We start from the raw sequence: 18,441 nt of genomic DNA, 5'->3' as shown, positions 1-18,441 counted from the left end.
AAAACTAAGTAAAGCGTTGGATTGCCAGTATAAGAACACGGTATTTTGCCTGCGGAGGGCAATAAAAATGCATAAAATCCTGTTGGTTGATGACGATCGCGAATTGACTTCGCTGCTTAAAGAACTGCTTGAAATGGAAGGTTTTGAGGTGATTGTCGCCAGCGATGGTGAGCAGGCGCTTAACCTGTTGGACAATTCCGTGGATTTGCTGTTGCTTGATGTGATGATGCCGAAGAAAAACGGTATCGACACGCTGAAAGAGTTGCGCCAGCAGCACCAGACGCCGGTCATCATGCTCACCGCACGCGGCAGCGAGCTCGATCGGGTACTGGGATTAGAATTGGGCGCGGATGATTATTTACCCAAACCGTTTAACGATCGCGAACTGGTGGCCCGTATCCGAGCGATTTTGCGCCGTTCTAACTGGAGCGAACAGCAACAGCAGCATGATAACAGTTCGCCAACGCTTGAAGTTGACTGCCTGCGCCTAAATCCGGGCCGTCAGGAAGCCAGTTTTGATAGTGAAACGCTGGATCTGACCGGTACGGAATTCACACTGCTTTATTTACTGGCACAGCACTTAGGCCAAGTTGTCTCGCGCGAACACCTCAGTCAAGAAGTGCTGGGCAAGCGTCTCACGCCCTTTGATCGCGCTATTGATATGCACATCTCTAATCTACGCCGTAAATTGCCTGAACGCCGCGATGGCCACTCGTGGTTTAAAACGCTGCGCGGACGCGGTTATCTCATGGTTTCAGCATCATGATAGGAAGTTTGACCACCCGCATCTTCGCCATTTTTTGGTTAACGTTGGCGTTGGTATTGATGCTGGTGTTGATGGTGCCTAAGCTGGATTCGCGCCAGATGACAGCGCTGCTGGAGAGCGAACAACGCCAAGGCACCATGATAGAACAGCATGTGGAAGCGGAGCTTTCACAAGATCCGCCCAACGACTTGATGTGGTGGCGACGGCTGTTTCGCGCTATCGATAAGTGGGCGCCACCGGGGCAGCGTTTGCTTTTGGTGACCAGTGAAGGGCGCGTTATTGGCGCCCAACACAACGAAATGCAGGTTATTCGTAATTTTATTGGTCAATCCGACAACGCCGATCATCCGCAAAAGAAAAAATATGGTCGCGTAGAAATGGTCGGCCCCTTTGCCGTGCGGGATGGGGAGGACAATTATCAGCTCTATTTGATTCGTCCTGCCACCAGTTCACAGCTCGATTTCGTTAACTTACTGTTCGATCGCCCGCTTTTACTGCTGATTGTTACCATGCTGATCAGCTCCCCGTTGCTACTCTGGCTGGCCTGGAGCTTAGCGCGACCCGCTCGCAAGCTAAAATATGCCGCAGATGAGGTCGCGAGCGGTAACTTACGCCAGCATCCTGAACTTGAATCTGGCCCCCAAGAGTTTCTTGCCGCAGGCTCAAGCTTTAATCAGATGGTGAGTGCACTTGAACGCATGATGACGGCACAGCAGCGTCTGCTGTCCGATATCAGTCACGAGCTGCGCACGCCGCTCACGCGTTTGCAGTTGGCCACCGCCCTGTTGCGCAGGCGCCAGGGTGAGAGCAAGGAACTTGGCCGCATCGAAACGGAAGCCCAGCGCCTTGACGGCATGATCAACGATTTACTGGTGCTGTCGCGAACGCAGCACAAAAACGCGTTGGTCAGCGAAGCCATGAAAGCCAATCAGCTGTGGACTGGCGTACTGGAAGATGCCCGGTTTGAAGCCGAGCAGATGGGTAAAACCATGGATGTGCCCTATCCCCCCGGCCCGTGGCCGCTCTATGGCAACCCCCACGCGCTGGAAAGCGCACTGGAAAATATTGTTCGCAACGCACTGCGTTATTCCCATACGCATATCAGCGTCAGTTTTGCGGTGGATATTGAGGGAATTACGATTCATGTGGATGACGACGGTCCCGGCGTCAGCCCGGAAGATCGCGAACAGATTTTCCGGCCTTTCTACCGCACGGATGAGGCACGCGATCGCGAATCAGGCGGAACCGGTTTGGGATTAGCGATTGTTGAAACCGCCGTGCAGCAGCATCGTGGTTGGGTCAAAGCCGACGACAGTCCATTAGGCGGCTTACGCCTGACGATATGGTTGCCTTTGTACTCTGCCCGTCAATAATTTGCTATGCTTCGGCCCTCGTTTCCGGGGGCCTTATGCTTAACATTGTTTTGTTTGAACCTGAAATTCCACCGAATACTGGCAATATCATCCGTTTGTGCGCCAATACCGGCTTCCAACTGCATTTAATTGAGCCTTTGGGATTTGCCTGGGATGACAAACGACTGCGCCGCGCCGGCCTTGATTACCACGAATACACGTCCCTCAAAAAGCACGCAAACTATAACGCGTTTTTAACTGCCGAAGCGCCAACGCGCTTGTTTGCGTTGACCACAAAGGGAACGCCTGCGCACAGCGCCGTGCATTACGAGGCGGGAGATTATTTGTTGTTTGGGCCAGAGAGCCGAGGACTGCCCGCTGAGATTCTTAATGCGCTACCCGCGGAGCAAAAAATTCGCATTCCTATGATGCCTGATAGCCGCAGCATGAATTTATCAAACGCGGTTTCGGTGGTGGTTTATGAGGCATGGCGCCAGCTCGATTACACCGGCGCGCGCGTGCAAAATTAAATGCCGTCACCGTATTCAAAACCGGCGCCGGTGAAGTGTTGATCCATATCCATTGACGGTTTTTCGCTGCCGGGCTTACCGACGATGCGCGCGGGTACGCCCGCAGCCGTAGTATGCGGAGGCACCGGCTGCAACACCACCGATCCCGCGCCAATTTTAGCGCCGCGCCCAACCTCAATATTGCCGAGAATTTTCGCGCCCGCGCCAATCATCACCCCTTCACGAATTTTCGGATGGCGATCGCCGCTGGTTTTGCCGGTCCCGCCGAGCGTGACAGATTGCAAAATGGACACGTCATTTTCCACCACTGCCGTTTCGCCAATCACAATACCCGTGGCGTGATCCAGCATGATGCCCCGGCCAATACGGGCGGCAGGGTGGATATCCACGGCAAAAGAGACAGAAATCTCATTTTGCAGGTACACTGCCAGCGCCCGGCGCCCCTCTTTCCACAGCCAGTGACCAATACGATATGCCTGCAGGGCGTGAAACCCTTTCAAATAGAGCAGCGGAGTGGAATATTTATCGATGGCGGGATCGCGCTGGCGTACGGCCTGGATGTCATAAGCGGCAGAAACAATCATTTCCGGATCTTCACGGTATGCTTCTTCAACCACTTCACGGATAGCGATAGCGGGCATGATGGGATTGGCCAGCTTATTGGCCAGCATATAGCTTAGTGCGCTACCCAGATTTTCATGCTTAAGCAACGTCGCGTGGTAAAAACTGGCTAGCATCGGTTCGCAGTCTGCCAACGCTCTGGCTTCTGCTTTGATATGGTTCCAGACCAGCTCTAACTCTTCAGACGACATTGCACTGTGCTCCTGATAAAAAAAGCGCCAGAAGGGCGCTACAGAGGTTTACGCTGTGCATCCTGCTTCAGCGCTGGCTGTTTTCATCCTTGCTTGCACGGCCAAGTAAACTCAATGCTGCCTCTCGCGCTGATTTTTGGCAATACAGCACCTGATAAATCTGTTCGGTAATGGGCATTTCAACACCTAATCGCTCAGCCAACACTTTGACTTCTTTGGTGTTTCGATACCCCTCTACAACTTGTCCGATAATGCGCTGCGCCGCGTCAACCTGCTCACCTTGTCCCAGCATCATGCCAAACCGGCGGTTACGCGACTGGTTATCGGTACACGTAAGCACCAGGTCGCCCAATCCTGCCATGCCCATAAAGGTCGTGGGGTCGGCACCCAAAGCGGCTCCCAAACGGCTCATTTCCGCCAAGCCACGGGTAATCAATGCCGTACGCGCATTAGCACCGAATCCGATACCGTCGGACATACCAGCGCCAATGGCAATGACGTTTTTCACCGCACCACCCAGCTGCACGCCAATAAAATCAGGATTGCTATAGACGCGAAAACTTTTGCCACAGTGCATCTTTTGCTGCAAATCGTCAGCAAATTGCGCATCGGTGGCCGCCAATGCGATCGCGGTCGGCATACCTGCCGCCAGCTCTTTGGCAAAGGTGGGGCCAGAAATCACAGCAAGAGGGATAGCGTCGCCGAGTATCTCGCGCGCCACATCCTGCAACAGGCGCCCCGTCTCTTTCTCCAACCCCTTGGTCGCCCAGACCAGACGCGAATCCGCCTGCAGATGAGGTTTGACTTGGGTTAACACCTCGCCAAACACATGACTTGGCACGACCACCAGCAAATCGCGGCTGGCAGTGACCACCTTGGCCAAATCGGCTTCAGGAACCAGGTTGTCAGGGAAAGGAACGTCAGGAAGGAAAACGCTGTTACAGCGTTCGGCTTGCAGTTGCGCAACCTTTGCAGGATTGTGCCCCCACAGCAGCACTGGATGCCCATTGCGGGCCAGCGTGATCGCCAATGCGGTGCCGTAAGAGCCGGCACCGATGACGCTAATCGAAGCGTTGCGCGTTGTCATCAGGCATCCTGACGCGGTGCTTCGCCTTCACCCTGCTGCTGCAGATAGTTCATGAACAAAGCATCAAAGTTTACCGGAGCCAGATTGAGCTGCGGGAAGGTGCCGCGTGAAACAAGGCTGGTCACGCATTCACGCGCATAAGGGAACAGAATGTTCGGGCAGTAGGCGCCGAGGCAATGCGCCATTTGCGTGCCTTCAATACCGCTGATGGTAAAGATACCTGCCTGCTGAACTTCACACAGGAACGCCGTATCTTCGCCCACGGTTGCAGTAACAGTCACGCGCAGCACCACTTCATAAACTTCATCAGCGAGCTGAGAAGACGCGGTATCGAGATCCAGTTTCACCTCAGGCTCCCACTCTTTCTGGAAAACCTGCGGCGCGTTTGGCGCTTCATAAGAGACATCTTTTGTGTAAACGCGCTGAATCTGGAACTGCATTTCGTTGGAGCTTTGTTCTGACATGTTACTCAATCCTGTAAGTTAAAATTGTTTGAACGAAAAATTATGCCTGGAGTAAGGGGTCAAGTCCTTGACGGCCTTCCAGTGCGTAAAGATCGTCGCAGCCGCCAATGTGCTGCGCATCAATAAAAATCTGTGGCACCGTCGTGCGGCCGCTGCGTTTGATCATCTCTTCACGTTTCGCCGCGTCCCCATCAATAGGGATCTCTTGGTACGATACGCCTTTCTGATCCAGCAACGCCTTTGCACGGTGGCAATAAGGACAGGTGACTTTGGTGTAAATCTCTACGTTAGCCATGCGGTTACCTCAGTGATGTTATTTACCACGGACCAGCGGCAGATTTTCACCGCTCCAGCCACTGACGCCATCTTTCAGTACAGAAACCTTCTCAAAACCCGCCGCGCTTAATTTTGCAGCGGACTCATGCGCGCTCTGACCGGTGGCACATACCACAATGATCGGCTGCGACTTGTGCTTTTCCAGCTCAGCAAAGCTGCCTTTTTTAATGTCTGCTGCGGCGATATTCAGCGCCCCGGAAATGTGTCCCTTGCGATAATCGTCGCGTGAACGCACGTCTACCACCACCGCATCCTCTTTATTAATCAAGTGGGTTGCTTCACCACGGCTGATTGTTTTTATCTTAGAGAACATTCCTTTAACGGTGGTCACAATCACCAGAACGAGTAAAACAACCCATGCCAGACTGAGGATGGTGTGATTGCTTGCAAACTGCATAATTTCTTGCATGAGGGATAACGACTCCAGACCGGGCTAATAAGCTAAAACAAGGGTTCTGAGTATACCTGCGCCACTTCGCATGTACAGTCACCAGGCGGGCAGAGTTACGATTTGTGCGTCATTTTCTAAAAAAAGTGTTCTAATCGGAAAATTGCGCCATTGTTTGTTCGTTAAGCTCGGCATTGACCTCCTTTGGAAATCAAAACCCGGCCGGGATAACTGGTAAGCGGCTGTTCATCGTGGAATAATTATCAACTATGAAGGGAAAAGCGACCGATTTACACACAAGGATCCGTAGCAACGCGTCAGCACGTCTGTTGCTGTCTGACTGGTCCGGATTCCCCTTAAGCCTGCTTCTTGCGGGCTCTTTGCTGTTCCCGCCTATTGCCCGCGGCGCAGACGACAGCAAAGTTCAGCTCAAATCCATTCAGCAAAATATCGCCGAGAAAGAAAAAAGCGTTAAAGCGCAAAAGCTGCAGCGCAGCAAGTTATTGGATCAGCTACAAAGTCAGGAAAAAATCATCGCTCAGGCGAGCCGTCAATTGCGGGAAACCCGCAATAGTCTCTCTGTCCTTAACGGTGAAATTGCCCAAATCAGCGCGTCGATTTCTCGTCTGGAGACGCAGCAAGCCCAGCAGGAAAAACTGCTGGCGCAGCAGCTGGATGCGGCATTTCGTCAGGGCCAGCACAATGGCTTGCAGATGGTGCTGGGTGGCGAAGATGCGCAGCGCAGCGAGCGTATTTTGGCGTATTTCGGCTACCTGAATACCGCACGGCAAAAAAACATTGATGATTTAAAGCAGACGCAGCAGCAGCTCACGGAACAGCGTCAGGCGCTGCAAGGGAAACAAGAGCAGCAAAAATCGTTGCTGAGTCAGCAGCAAGCGCAGCAAACCAAGCTAGAGACCGCCAGCGCCGCGCGTAAAAAAACGTTATCCATTCTGGAAAGTTCGCTGGAGAAAGACCAGGCGGATCTGGTTGAGATGCGTGAGAACGAAAGTCGCCTGCAAAGCAAAATTGCAAAAGCAGAGCGCGAGGCACGCGAGCGCGCGGAGCGTGAAGCCCGCGAAGCGGAGAAAGTGCGCCAGCGTCAGGCGCAGGCCAAAGCCAAAGGCTCGCGTTATCAGCCCACGCAAAGTGAACGTGAATTAATGGCGCGTACCGGCGGTTTAGGCAAACCCGGCGGGCAGGCGCGCTGGCCGGTGACTGGCCGCGTTGAGCATCGTTTCGGCGAAGCCATGCAGGGTGAGCTGCGCTGGAAAGGCATGGTTATTGATGCACCTGAAGGCACCGAGGTAAAAGCTATTGCGGACGGTCGCGTGTTGATGGCCGACTGGCTGCAAGGTTACGGCCTTGTGGTGGTGATTGAACACGGTAAAGGCGACATGAGCCTGTATGGCTATAACCAGAGTGCGCTGGTGAGTGTGGGTACGCAGGTGAAGGCAGGACAGCCTATCGCCCTGGTCGGGACCAGTGGCGGCCGCGGCACGCCATCGCTCTACTTTGAAATTCGACGTCAGGGACAGGCCGTTAATCCACTCCCGTGGTTAGGAAGATAAGTTTTGTTTCAAGCATCTAAGCTAATTTTTTCGCTGAGCGCGCTCTTTTTCACGGTTTATGCTCACAGTGCCAGCCTTGCTATCGTGATCGACGATTTTGGTTATCGTCCGCTGGAAGAGAACAAAGTGCTGCAGATGCCCGCAGCCATCTCTGTTGCCGTCCTGCCTAACGCCCCTCACGCACGCGAAATGGCAACCAAAGCGCATCAGGGAGGCCATGAAGTGTTAATTCACTTGCCGATGGCACCGCTGAGTAAACAGCCGCTGGAGAAGGACACGCTCACGCCAGAGATGAGCAGCAGTGAGATTGCGCGCATTATCAGTGAAGCAAACAGCAATGTGCCCTTCGCGGTAGGGCTTAATAACCACATGGGCAGCAAGATGACCTCCAGCCTGCCCGGCATGCAAAAAGTGATGCAGGCGCTGAATCACTACCGCTTCTACTTTTTGGACAGTATGACCATTGGCAACAGCCAGTCAGTTCAGGCTGCACAGGGAACCAGTGTCAAGGTATTGAAACGACGCGTCTTCCTTGATGACAGCCAAAACGAATCCGCGATTCGTCAGCAGTTTACCCGCGCTGTCAAATTGGCTCAGCGCGACGGTTTTGCCATCGCGATTGGCCATCCGCATCCCACTACCGTGCGCGTACTGCAGCAAATGCTGCCGACGCTGCCAGCGGATATCACCCTGGTGCGACCGAGCCAGCTGTTGAATGCCTCTCTGCACACTGCCACCCGCACACCGCCGACCTCGGCTAAGCCGCAGGCCCCATCGTTCCGTGCGCCTGGACTCTGTCAAGCGAGCACAGCGATGCCACCGGTACCCCAGCGACGCGCCGTTGACCTGATGATAGATAGCATCCGCGAAAGTAAGCTGATGCAATCACTGAAGCAGCTCTTTTAAACAGCGGGCGCGTCGGCGCCCGTTAAATTTATGCAATAACGTCTGCCTGGATCGTCTCCGGGCAAGGATGTCAGGACAGATGAACCTAACCCGAAAGAAAATCCTGCTGCTGGATACCGGCCGTGAATGGGGCGGTGGCACAAACAGTATGCTGGAACTGCTGAAGCGCATCGATCGGCAAAAATTTGATATTACCTGCTGCTTTTATCAAAACTATTTGCGTGGCGAAAACGAAACCATTGAGTCCGTGCTTCAGAGCATCGGCATTCACGTGGTGTTTATACCGCAGTCACGGCAGCCTCTGTGGGCCAAAATCAGTAAAGAGCTGACGCGCGCGCTGCTGTTTTTCTACCGCCCGCTGCAAAAAGAGACGATCGGTCGCATCGATCGTCGCTGGCGCATGATACCGAACGCTGACAAAATCGCTGCTCTACTGGAAACGGGCCAGTATGACGCCCTGTATATGAACAATCAGCCCAGCACGAACGTTGAAGGCTATCTCGCCGTGCGCAACATGCCGATTGCGTTGATTCAGCACTGCCGCATTGAACCGTTATTAACACGGTCGCTGGTGAACATGATCAATACGCGCTGTGATGCCACTATTGCGGTGTCACACGGTGTTAGCCAAACGCTGCGCGACCACGGCGTAGATCCGCAGCGCTGTTTTACCGTCTCCAACGCCATTGATATTCATCAAACGCTGCCCGACCGCGCAGCCATGCGCCGCCAGTTTACGTTTGCCGATGACACCTTTATTTTTGGCTCCATTGGTTCACTTATTTTGCGTAAGTCCAATCACCATATTTTGCAGGCACTGGGTATCTTCAAGCGCGCACATCCCGACGCGAAATGGCGGATGGTCATTGTCGGCTCTGGGCCAGAAAGGCCGCGCCTGGAAAAACTTGCCTGCGATGAAAACATTGAGGGGCACGTCGTATTTACCGGATTCCAAAACAATGCGCTGGAATATCTCGCGGCGTTTGACGCCTTTATTCTGGCATCCAGCAGTGAGGGATTACCGCGCGTGGTTCTGGAAGCGATGCTGGTTAATACGGCGGTTATTGGCTCAAACGTCACCGGTACGGCCGAATTAGTCGAGCACGGCGTGAGCGGCCTGCTGTTTGATTACGGCGATGTGGCGCAACTCAGCGAACATCTTAGCGTGCTGTGGCAGAACGCTGAGCAGCGTCAACAACTTACCGCCGCTGCCGCCGAGCGCGTGCGCACCTGCTACGCCATTGAAAACTATGTTTCCGGCGTTGAAAGTATTCTGGAAAAAATGATTGAGAGAAAAAAACATGTTTGAATTTTTGAATAAGCACCGCCGTCATATTCTCTCGCGCCACAATATTCCCTGCACGCAGTCTGACACGCGCGGCAGTATTACTGTCGACTCGATAGTGATTCCCTGTACCGGCGCAGATTATATTGAAGAGGCGGTTCTGAGCGCAGAATTTGCCAGCCGATGCGGTGAGACCATTAAAGAAATTGTCATCGTGAGCGATCAACCTGCCTCTGCCTTTCCTGCCCTTCCGGCGCGCGTGCGCGTCGTGACGCTTGAAGTGCCTCACCGTGAAGAGAGCTACCGCTATAAGCAGATTTACCGCAGCCGCTTAATTAAGCTTCAGGCACCGCTGCAGGCGACCGGCGACGGCATATTGATGATCGATTCCGATCTCAATCTGCTCAAAACCCCTGACATTCATATTATGGAGCATCATCTTTACAGCAGCTTTCGCCAGGGCAAGATGATCGCCAAGCTGGCTGATGCGCCTGCGGATAACATTCCGGCCTATTACAAAAATACCATTCGGCCTTATTTGCAGGACCACGTGAATGGCGCTTATTTAGCGGCATCCAAACAAACGTGGCAGCGTATTTGTCCGCTCTGGCTGACGCTATTTAACGATACGTGGGTCTTGATGAGTGATAATCAGCCCCCAACCGATCAACTGCCGCTGGCCGCATTGTTGGACTTGTTGGATATTCGCACCGTCAATTTAGGCGAATGGGCAAACTGGCCGGTTTCTAAGCGCATCGGCGGTCAGTCTGCGGTGATTCCGGCAGATGTCGTGGGTGCGCACGGCGGGTTCCCGCTCAGCGAGTGGCAAAAGTATTTACAGGATCCCACGCAGCCTTTGCGTTTCAAAGGGCAGGATTACACGCGAAAAGTACGCTACCTGACGGATGCGGAAAAGCAGCAATCTTGATACTAACCGGCCTTACGGCCGGTTATGCTTTTCGTCCCAGCTCAACACCACTTTGCCCGATCGCCCTGAGCGCATATCGTCGAAGCCCTGCTGAAAATCGTCAATGTGGTAGCGATGCGTAATGATCGGCGTCAGATCCAGCCCAGATTGGATCAGCGCCGCCATTTTGTACCAGGTTTCAAACATTTCTCGTCCATAAATTCCCTTTATAAATAATCCCTTAAAGATAACCAGATTCCAGTCGATTGCCATTTCACCCGGTGGAATGCCCAGCAGCGCAATGCGTCCGCCATGATTCATCACCTCCAGCAGCGTGCGAAACGCGGGCGGTGCGCCAGACATCTCCAGCCCGATATCAAAGCCTTCTGTCATTCCCAGCTCGGTCATCACGTCACGCAGGTTTTCCTGGGCCACATCGACCGCGCGCGTAACGCCCATCTGACGCGCCAGCGCTAGCCGATAGTCGTTGATATCCGTGATCACTACATGACGCGCGCCCACGTGCTTACACACTGCCGCCGCCATAATGCCAATCGGACCGGCACCGGAAATCAGCACATCCTCTCCCACCAAATCAAACGAGAGCGCGGTATGCACCGCATTCCCAAAGGGATCGAAAATGGCCGCCAGTTCGTCAGAGATATTGTCGGGGATTTTGAAGGCGTTAAAGGCGGGGATCACAAGGTATTCGGCAAAACAGCCCTGACGGTTTACGCCGACGCCAACGGTATTGCGACACAGGTGAGTGCGCCCCGCTCGGCAGTTGCGGCAGTGGCCACAGGTAATATGCCCCTCTCCAGAAACACGATCGCCAACGGTAAAGCTTCGCACCTCTTGGCCCATTGCCACCACTTCACCCACGTACTCGTGGCCGGTGATCATCGGCACGGGAATGGTTTTACGCGACCAGTCGTCCCAGTTATAGATATGCACGTCAGTGCCGCAGATGGCGGTTTTGCGAATTTTGATCAGCAGATCGTTATGCCCCGGTTCTGGCACCGGCGCATCGTTGATCATCCATATCCCTTCTTCGGCTTTTAATTTGGCGAGTGCTTTCATCCTGCTGCTCCTGCAATCACACCGAGCTGCTGCCCAATGCGCGTAAAGGCGGCCACGGCCTGCTCCAGCTGCTGCTGGGTGTGTGCCGCTGAAATCTGCGTGCGGATACGCGCCTGCCCCTGCGGCACCACCGGATAGAAAAAGCCGGTCACGTAAATGCCCTCGTGCTGCAACAGCTGAGCGAACTGCTGTGCGAGTTTGGCCTCCCCCAGCATCACCGGAATAATGGCGTGATCGGCGCCCGCGAGACTAAATCCGGCGGCCGACATTTTTTCCCGGAAGAAACGTGTGTTATCCCACAGCCGCTGACGCAGGCCATCGCCTTCATTTAGCAAGTCCAGCACCCGCAGCGATGCGGCAACAATGGGCGGAGCCAGAGAATTTGAGAACAGATAAGGACGCGCGCGCTGCCGCAGCCACGCTACCACCTCTTTTTTGGCCGCCACGTAGCCGCCAGAAGCACCGCCCAGCGCCTTGCCCAATGTGCCCGTAAGAATATCGACGCGGCCCATCACCCCACAGTATTCATGCGTGCCGCGACCGCTGGCACCCACGAAACCCACCGCATGGGAATCATCAACCATCACCTGCGCGTCGAACTCATCTGCCAGATCGCAAATCCCCCGGAGATTGGCGATCACACCATCCATGGAGAACACGCCATCGGTGGCGATCAGAATATGTCGCGCCCCGCTGTTTCGCGCCTCTTGCAAGCACGCTCGCAGCGCCTGCATGTCGTTATTGGCATAACGATAGCGTTTGGCTTTACAGAGCCGTATCCCATCAATGATCGAGGCGTGATTAAGCGCATCCGAGATGACCGCGTCCTCTTCGGTTAACAGCGTTTCGAACAGCCCGCCGTTGGCGTCGTAACAGGATGAAAACAGAATGGCGTCTTCCACGGCCAAATACGCCGCCAGTTTCTGCTCCAGCTGCTGGTGAATATCCTGCGTCCCGCAGATAAAACGCACGGAAGCCATGCCAAAGCCGTGAGAATCCATGCCCTCTTTTGCCGCTTGAATTAAGACGGGATGGTTAGCTAACCCCAGATAGTTGTTTGCACAGAAATTGATAACGGGTGCGCCATTGGCAACGACGATCTCAGACTGCTGTGCGGAGGTCAGAGTGCGTTCCTGTTTGAACAAACCCTCCTGGCGCGCGGTCTCAAGCTGCTGACGAATGTGCGAATAAAACGGGCTGGTCATAATTCTGCTCCTCAGATAGCAAAATGTTGGCACATCTTACTGTTTTACGCGCATCACGCCGCTGTTTCAGCCAGCCAAATCTCTTTTTTGCAGCATAGTTCACGTCATCAGTGATATTTGTGTAGCGCTTGCAGAGTCATCTGGCTACCTGAGGCGGGTTGAAATGTTATGATGTGAAGTATTCGTGCGTGAAACCTCCCGTTTCACCTCAACTGTTTAAAGGCAAAGCATATGATTATCGTAACCGGTGGCGCCGGCATGATCGGCAGTAATATTGTTAAAGCACTGAACGATCGCGGACATACCGATATTCTGGTGGTGGATAATCTGAAAGATGGCACCAAGTTCGTGAATCTTGCCGATCTGGACATCGCAGATTACATGGATAAAGAAGAGTTTCTGAGTTACATCATGTCCGGCGAAGATCTGGGGCCCATTGAAGCCGTATTCCATGAAGGTGCCTGCTCGGCGACCACGGAGTGGGACGGTAAGTACATGATGGATAACAACTATCAGTACTCCAAAGATCTGCTGCATTTCTGCCTTGAGCGTGAAATTCCGTTCCTTTACGCCTCTTCAGCCGCCACGTACGGCGGGCGCAACGAAAACTTTATCGAAGCGCGTGAGTATGAGCAGCCACTTAACGTTTATGGCTACTCCAAAATGCTGTTTGACCACTATGTGCGTCAGATTCTGCCCGAAGCCGAGTCGCCGGTGTGCGGCTTCCGTTACTTTAACGTTTACGGCCCGCGTGAAGGCCATAAAGGCAGCATGGCCAGCGTTGCGTTCCATCTGAATACGCAGATCACTAACGGTGAAAATCCAAAACTGTTTGAGGGCAGCGAGCAGTTCCGCCGCGACTTTATCCACGTTGACGACGTGGTTGCCGTCAACCTGTGGTGCTGGGAAAACGGCGTTTCCGGCATTTATAACTGCGGTACCGGTCGCGCCGAATCCTTCCAGGAAGTGGCTGATGCGGTACTGAATTTCCATCAGAAGGGTGCCATTGAGTACATTCCTTTCCCGGAGAAACTCAAAGGCCGTTACCAGGCGTTTACGCAGGCGGATCTCACGCAGCTGCGCGCGGCAGGGTACAACAAACCTTTCAAAACCGTCGCGCAGGGCGTGAGCGAATACATGGCATGGCTCAATCGTAACGCATAAGGAAACCGACATCCGCGATGAAAATTCTGGTCATTGGCCCCTCATGGGTTGGCGATATGATGATGTCGCAAAGTCTGTATCGCACGCTCAAGGCGGAACATCCTGACGCGGTGATTGACGTAATGGCACCCGCCTGGTGTCGGCCCCTGCTGTCCCGTATGCCGGAGGTCAATCAGGCGCTGCCTATGCCACTGGGCCACGGTGCACTGGCGCTGGGCGAACGTCGCCGCTTGGGTAAATCACTGCGGGCCAATCATTACGATCGCGCTTACGTGTTACCGAACTCATTTAAATCCGCCCTGGTGCCTTTTTTTGCTGGCATTAAGCAGCGTATTGGCTGGCGGGGCGAGATGCGCTATGGCGTACTGAATGACGTGCGCGTGCTGGATAAAGCCGCTTTCCCACTGATGGTTGAGCGCTATGTGGCGCTCGGCTATGACACGCCGGTACATTCAGCCAGCGCGTTGCCGCAGCCACTCCTCTGGCCACAGCTGCGAGTGGATGAGGACGAAAAGCAGATGACGGCGGCGCTGTTCGCGCTCTCCGCCGATCGCCCTATCATTGGCTTTTGTCCGGGAGCGGAATTTGGTCCAGCCAAGCGCTGGCCGCATTACCACTACGCCGCACTGGCCGAGCAACTGATTGCCGAGGGGTATCAGGTGCTGCTGTTTGGTTCCGCAAAAGATCGGGAAACCGGCGACACGCTGTTGAACAGCCTTAGCGACCGCGCGCGCGCACACTGTAAAAATTTAGCCGGTGAAACGCAGCTGGAACAGGCGGTGATTTTGATTGCGCTCTGCGCCGCTGTGGTCAGTAACGACTCGGGCCTGATGCATATCGCCGCCGCGCTGAATCGGCCGCTTGTCGCGCTTTATGGCCCGAGCAGCCCAGACTTTACGCCACCGCTCTCGCATCAGGCGCGTATTATTCGCCTGATAAGCGGTTACCACAAAGTGCGCAAAGGGGATGCAGAAGAGGGCTATCACCAAAGCTTGATCGATATTCAGCCCGAGCGCGTTCTTCAGGAACTGCACGCGCTATTGCGGCCGGTGCAGGAGTAAACATGCAGGTTTTGATCGTAAAAACGTCCTCAATGGGCGACGTGCTGCATACGCTTCCGGCCCTGACTGATGCCATGCAGGCGCTGCCCGGCATTCGTTTTGACTGGGTAGTTGAAGAAAATTTTGCCCAGATTCCAGGCTGGCATCCTGCGGTGGATAAGGTACTGCCGGTGGCGATACGCCGCTGGCGTAAACACTGGTTTGGCAGCCAACAGCGCGAAGAACGCGTTGTTTTCAAGCGGGCACTGCAATCACGCCACTACGATGTGGTGATTGATGCGCAAGGATTAATCAAGAGTGCAGCGCTGGTGACGCGCCTCGCCAGAGGCACTAAGCACGGTCAGGACAGCCGCAGCGCGCGTGAACCCTTTGCCAGCTGGTGGTACGACATTCGCCATGAGATCGGCAAAAAACAGCACGCCGTTGAACGTACGCGTGAACTGTTTGCCAAAAGCCTTGGCTACGAAAAACCGGCTACGCAAGGCGATTACGCGATCGCCGGCCATTTTTTAACGGATCTTTCCGTCGATGAGCCGCCTTATCTGGTGCTCTTGCATGCCACCACGCGCGACAACAAACACTGGCCCGAAGCGCACTGGCGCGACCTCATCGAACAGGTGCATCCTACCGGCCTACGCATCAAGTTGCCTTGGGGTGCAGAGCATGAGCACCAGCGCGCTCAGCGGCTGGCAGAAGGCTTCGACCATGTAGAGGTGTTGCCGCGACTGACGCTTGAGCAGGTTGCGCAGCAGCTTGCTGGTGCGCGGGCCGTGGTCTCCGTCGATACCGGATTAAGCCACTTAACCGCCGCGTTGGATCGCCCCAATATCACGCTTTACGGACCTACCGATCCGGGATTAATTGGCGGTTACGGCAAAAACCAATACGTGATACACGGTGAAACAGGCTCCATGGCCGAGATAACCGCGACGCGCGTAATGGAGACGCTACAAAGCGTGCTGTGATCGGTGCGGCGGGTCAGAGAAGCAGGCACGCGTTCTCGTGACAAAGATGTTTTGCAAACCGACATCCCCCTGCCGGTTTGCCAGGGCGAACAGGCATTCGCAACCCGGTAAAGGCCGCTTGCGGGTCGCGAACCGCCTTTAGCCCCGCGCCTGTGGGCGAGTTTTGCGCTGCAGGGCGTACTCCGTTAGGGTCATACCTTGCGTGCGCGGCTGTAACCAGGCAAAAAGCTGCTCCAGCTCGTCATACAGGCGTTCAATATCAGCCTCGTTTTTAAACGTCGGACTACCATCTGGCATAAACTCCGAAGAGTGCAGCATAAACTCAACGTAGTCATTTCCTTGCGCCAGCGTCTGCTCCACCACTTTTTTCATTTGTGCCAGATTGCCGCCCACGGGACGTAGCCAGTTAACCGATGGCCCCCGATGCTTACCGCGCAGCCTGTTCCAGGCACCCTTAACCTGATTGGTCAGCGCACCGTAGCGATACTGAATGCTCATTGGCAGCTCAAGCAGCGGCGAATCGCCCGGTCTGGAGATATCGTCCGCATCCACGTAATAAGCGTGGTCAGGAAAATGACGGTAGTCCGATCCGCCGACGCCCTGCGGCGCGCCGCGCGACTGACGCCAGTCAACCCGCGGCGTCACAGAGCAATCCACCAGGTAGCCATTATCAATCAGCGCGCGGGCGTAAATCTCGTTAAACGCCCAGCGTCCCGCACGGTGGCTGGTCATTTTTTGCTGAAACGCGTTTTCCAGCAGGTCGGTCATGAAAGCCACTTTTTCACGCAAAACCGGGGTGGGATATTCGATCAGGTAGGGCTGATAGCGCCAGTCATCGTTGGTCAGTGCAACGTGAGGCGGACTGTACCAGGCGTGCAGATGCATGCCGATTTCGCCCTGCCCACGCGCCAGCACATCCCGTCCGAACGCCACATAATCCGGATCGCTGGCCATCTCGTAATTTGTCAACCACGTGGGTTTAAAACCGTATTTTTCGCACAGTGACTGAAAGCGCGGTAAAAAACGGACATTTTGCGTGGTAACGTTACCGCTTCGATTACGCCACAGATTATCACCCTCCGTATCCAGGGTGATTAAAAAGGCTGGTTTTTCCATGACTTATCCGATAGAAATGGGTGGTTTCGCGCCGTTATGGTACGCAGGGGGACTGGCCCACGCAAACTTTTCATCCCGCTACGCTGCCACACCAGATAGCAGTTTAGAGTGAGTTAAACTAGTATACTTTAGATTAAGAACGGCTTAAAAAAGCTTAAAGTTGATGTGGTCATCAGCAGGATGCCCTTGGCTTTTTTATATAATCTATTGATTTTGCTTATTTTCCGTTCTGATGCCACAGGCAAGAATGTGGATCAGTCGTTATAACGGGCTGGAATCCAGGGGTAAGAGCATTGTCCAGGCGCATTTTAATTGTTATCGATGGCCTGCCAGGTGGAGGTGCCGAAAAAGTGGTACTGACGCTGGCGAAAGGGTTGTCCAGTCAAGGGCATCGGGTCTCACTTTTCTCTTTACGCAAAGTGTGCGATTACCCTATTCCACCCGGCATCGACTATCAGGTTATCCTCGATCGCAGTTCGCGGCCCTGGCGCAAACTGACGGAAACGCTGCGGCGCGCAAGGCTGCTGGATGCGGCCGTTCGTCGCGCAGAAGCACAGGACGGCGACTATGATTTGGTGCTGTCTCACCTGCATAAAACCGACCGCATTGTGCGCCACTCCCGCACGTTGGATGCGCGCAAAACCTGGTTCTGCCTGCACGGCGTGTTCTCAGCCTCTTATCTTGCACGCAAGTGCGGTTTTTCTCTGTGGCTTAAAAAACGAAAAATTCGCCATGTCTATCAAGGCAGGCAAGTCATTGCCGTCTCGCAGTCGGTGCTGGATGACTTAATCGATAACGTTGGCGTCACGCCCGCCCATTCCGCGGTTATTCCTAATCCTTTTGACTTTAGCGCGGTGGCACAGCTGGCGATGGAGCCGTGTCCGATGGCGGGCACCGATTTTCTGCTGCACGTAGGCCGCTTTCACGAAACGAAACGTCAGGATCGCCTGCTGGATGCCTATGCGCAGAGCGGCATTACCGCGCCACTGGTGCTGCTAGGCCAGGGAAGCGACACCTTGACCGCGAGTTTACATCAACAGGCGCGAGATTTAGGTATCGCCGATCGTGTGCACTTTGCGGGTTTTCAGCGCAATCCTTATTCATGGATTCGTCACGCTCGCCTATTAGTAGTGAGCTCTGACAGCGAAGGTTTTGGCAATGTGTTGATTGAGGCGTTAAGCTGCGGTACGCCCGTAGTCAGCACGCGGTGTCCGGGTGGCCCTTCGTCGATCTTAATCGGCGATCTCGCTCGCGGATTAGCAGAAATGAATGCGCCGTCTCTGGCCGAAAAAATGGCGGAGATTTATCATCATCCCCCTGCGTTGCACCAGCTGGATTTGAGCATTTATAGTCTTGAGGTGATTTGCCAGCGCTATTTACAACTCATTCCGGCAGAAGCGAGCACCTTCACCGCGACACAGCGCGTTTCAAGTTAACGGGTCATCT

Annotated in this window: 19 protein-coding genes; 11 read left to right on the top strand and 8 right to left on the bottom strand. The window is 54.3% G+C overall.

What is annotated here, in order from left to right:
* Positions 1–67 precede the first annotated feature (67 nt).
* The 3 genes from cpxR to trmL are packed head-to-tail and all read left to right on the top strand — an operon-like array spanning position 68 to position 2,648.
* Positions 68–766, top strand: a complete 699-nt coding sequence (gene cpxR, locus LU196_RS18450; protein WP_232761337.1) for an envelope stress response regulator transcription factor CpxR — start codon at positions 68–70, stop codon at positions 764–766.
* Positions 763–2,139, top strand: coding sequence for an envelope stress sensor histidine kinase CpxA (gene cpxA / locus LU196_RS18445; RefSeq protein WP_232761338.1), 1,377 nt, complete (start codon positions 763–765; stop codon positions 2,137–2,139). Before cpxR ends, cpxA begins: the two co-directional genes overlap by 4 nt.
* Before the next feature lie 35 nt (positions 2,140–2,174).
* Positions 2,175–2,648, top strand: coding sequence for a tRNA (uridine(34)/cytosine(34)/5-carboxymethylaminomethyluridine(34)-2'-O)-methyltransferase TrmL (trmL, locus tag LU196_RS18440; RefSeq protein ID WP_232761339.1), 474 nt, complete (start codon positions 2,175–2,177; stop codon positions 2,646–2,648).
* On the opposite strand, the gene cysE is transcribed toward trmL, so the two are convergent.
* From cysE to LU196_RS18415, 5 genes are all read right to left on the bottom strand, one after another.
* Positions 2,645–3,460 carry a serine O-acetyltransferase gene (cysE, locus tag LU196_RS18435; protein WP_232761340.1) on the bottom strand — a complete coding sequence of 272 codons (816 nt, stop codon included), beginning with the start codon at positions 3,458–3,460 and terminating at the stop codon, positions 2,645–2,647. The genes trmL and cysE overlap by 4 nt on opposite strands.
* Positions 3,461–3,527: 67 nt before the next feature.
* Positions 3,528–4,547 (bottom strand): NAD(P)H-dependent glycerol-3-phosphate dehydrogenase, encoded by a 1,020-nt coding sequence (gpsA, locus tag LU196_RS18430; protein ID WP_232761341.1) that lies wholly within the window; start codon positions 4,545–4,547, stop codon positions 3,528–3,530.
* On the bottom strand, positions 4,547–5,011 hold the full coding sequence (secB, locus tag LU196_RS18425; protein ID WP_232761342.1) for a protein-export chaperone SecB: 465 nt from the start codon (positions 5,009–5,011) through the stop codon (positions 4,547–4,549). The genes gpsA and secB overlap by 1 nt, the downstream gene beginning before the upstream one ends.
* Positions 5,012–5,051: 40 nt before the next feature.
* Positions 5,052–5,306 carry a glutaredoxin 3 gene (grxC, locus tag LU196_RS18420; protein WP_232761343.1) on the bottom strand — a complete coding sequence of 85 codons (255 nt, stop codon included), beginning with the start codon at positions 5,304–5,306 and terminating at the stop codon, positions 5,052–5,054.
* A gap of 18 nt (positions 5,307–5,324) precedes the next feature.
* A complete protein-coding gene (locus tag LU196_RS18415; protein WP_232761344.1) occupies positions 5,325–5,756 on the bottom strand; it encodes a rhodanese-like domain-containing protein in 432 nt (143 codons plus the stop codon).
* A gap of 248 nt (positions 5,757–6,004) precedes the next feature.
* Here LU196_RS18415 and envC point away from each other — a divergent pair, with 248 nt between their 5' ends.
* From envC to LU196_RS18395, 4 genes are all read left to right on the top strand, one after another.
* Positions 6,005–7,306 carry a murein hydrolase activator EnvC gene (envC, locus tag LU196_RS18410; protein ID WP_232761345.1) on the top strand — a complete coding sequence of 434 codons (1,302 nt, stop codon included), beginning with the start codon at positions 6,005–6,007 and terminating at the stop codon, positions 7,304–7,306.
* Between the two features lie 3 nt (positions 7,307–7,309).
* Entirely contained in the window at positions 7,310–8,212 is a 903-nt protein-coding gene (locus LU196_RS18405; RefSeq protein WP_232761346.1) for a divergent polysaccharide deacetylase family protein, read from the top strand.
* Positions 8,213–8,291: 79 nt separating this feature from the next.
* Positions 8,292–9,521 (top strand): glycosyltransferase, encoded by a 1,230-nt coding sequence (locus tag LU196_RS18400; RefSeq protein WP_232761347.1) that lies wholly within the window; start codon positions 8,292–8,294, stop codon positions 9,519–9,521.
* The gene (locus tag LU196_RS18395; protein WP_232761348.1) at positions 9,514–10,425 is read left to right on the top strand and encodes a glycosyltransferase; all 912 of its coding nucleotides are present in this window, start codon (positions 9,514–9,516) and stop codon (positions 10,423–10,425) included. Before LU196_RS18400 ends, LU196_RS18395 begins: the two co-directional genes overlap by 8 nt.
* Positions 10,426–10,437: 12 nt before the next feature.
* Here the strand turns inward: LU196_RS18395 and tdh are convergent, their stop codons facing one another.
* Both tdh and LU196_RS18385 read right to left on the bottom strand, forming a co-directional pair.
* Positions 10,438–11,484: an L-threonine 3-dehydrogenase gene (gene tdh / locus LU196_RS18390; RefSeq protein ID WP_232761349.1), complete on the bottom strand. Its 1,047-nt coding sequence runs from the start codon at positions 11,482–11,484 to the stop codon at positions 10,438–10,440.
* Positions 11,481–12,689, bottom strand: coding sequence for a glycine C-acetyltransferase (locus tag LU196_RS18385; protein WP_232761350.1), 1,209 nt, complete (start codon positions 12,687–12,689; stop codon positions 11,481–11,483). Before LU196_RS18385 ends, tdh begins: the two co-directional genes overlap by 4 nt.
* Positions 12,690–12,920: 231 nt before the next feature.
* Here LU196_RS18385 and rfaD point away from each other — a divergent pair, with 231 nt between their 5' ends.
* The 3 genes from rfaD to rfaC are packed head-to-tail and all read left to right on the top strand — an operon-like array spanning position 12,921 to position 15,879.
* Entirely contained in the window at positions 12,921–13,853 is a 933-nt protein-coding gene (gene rfaD, locus LU196_RS18380) for an ADP-glyceromanno-heptose 6-epimerase (RefSeq protein WP_232761351.1), read from the top strand.
* Between the two features lie 17 nt (positions 13,854–13,870).
* Positions 13,871–14,914: an ADP-heptose--LPS heptosyltransferase RfaF gene (rfaF, locus tag LU196_RS18375; protein ID WP_232761352.1), complete on the top strand. Its 1,044-nt coding sequence runs from the start codon at positions 13,871–13,873 to the stop codon at positions 14,912–14,914.
* Positions 14,915–14,916: 2 nt separating this feature from the next.
* Positions 14,917–15,879 (top strand): lipopolysaccharide heptosyltransferase RfaC, encoded by a 963-nt coding sequence (rfaC, locus tag LU196_RS18370; RefSeq protein WP_232761353.1) that lies wholly within the window; start codon positions 14,917–14,919, stop codon positions 15,877–15,879.
* A gap of 138 nt (positions 15,880–16,017) precedes the next feature.
* Here rfaC and LU196_RS18365 read toward each other — a convergent pair whose 3' ends face one another.
* Complete coding sequence (locus LU196_RS18365; RefSeq protein ID WP_232761354.1) at positions 16,018–16,995, bottom strand: polysaccharide deacetylase family protein; 978 nt, start codon at positions 16,993–16,995, stop codon at positions 16,018–16,020.
* 293 nt (positions 16,996–17,288) lie between these two features.
* Between LU196_RS18365 and LU196_RS18360 the strand changes: the two genes are divergently transcribed.
* Positions 17,289–18,431 carry a glycosyltransferase gene (locus LU196_RS18360; protein WP_232761355.1) on the top strand — a complete coding sequence of 381 codons (1,143 nt, stop codon included), beginning with the start codon at positions 17,289–17,291 and terminating at the stop codon, positions 18,429–18,431.
* The last annotated feature ends 10 nt before the right edge of the window (positions 18,432–18,441 follow it).

The sequence above is a fragment of the Pantoea sp. Mb-10 genome, from assembly GCF_021272205.1.
GTDB lineage: Bacteria > Pseudomonadota > Gammaproteobacteria > Enterobacterales > Enterobacteriaceae > Pantoea.
This window is presented reverse-complemented; position numbering and strand designations above follow the sequence as displayed.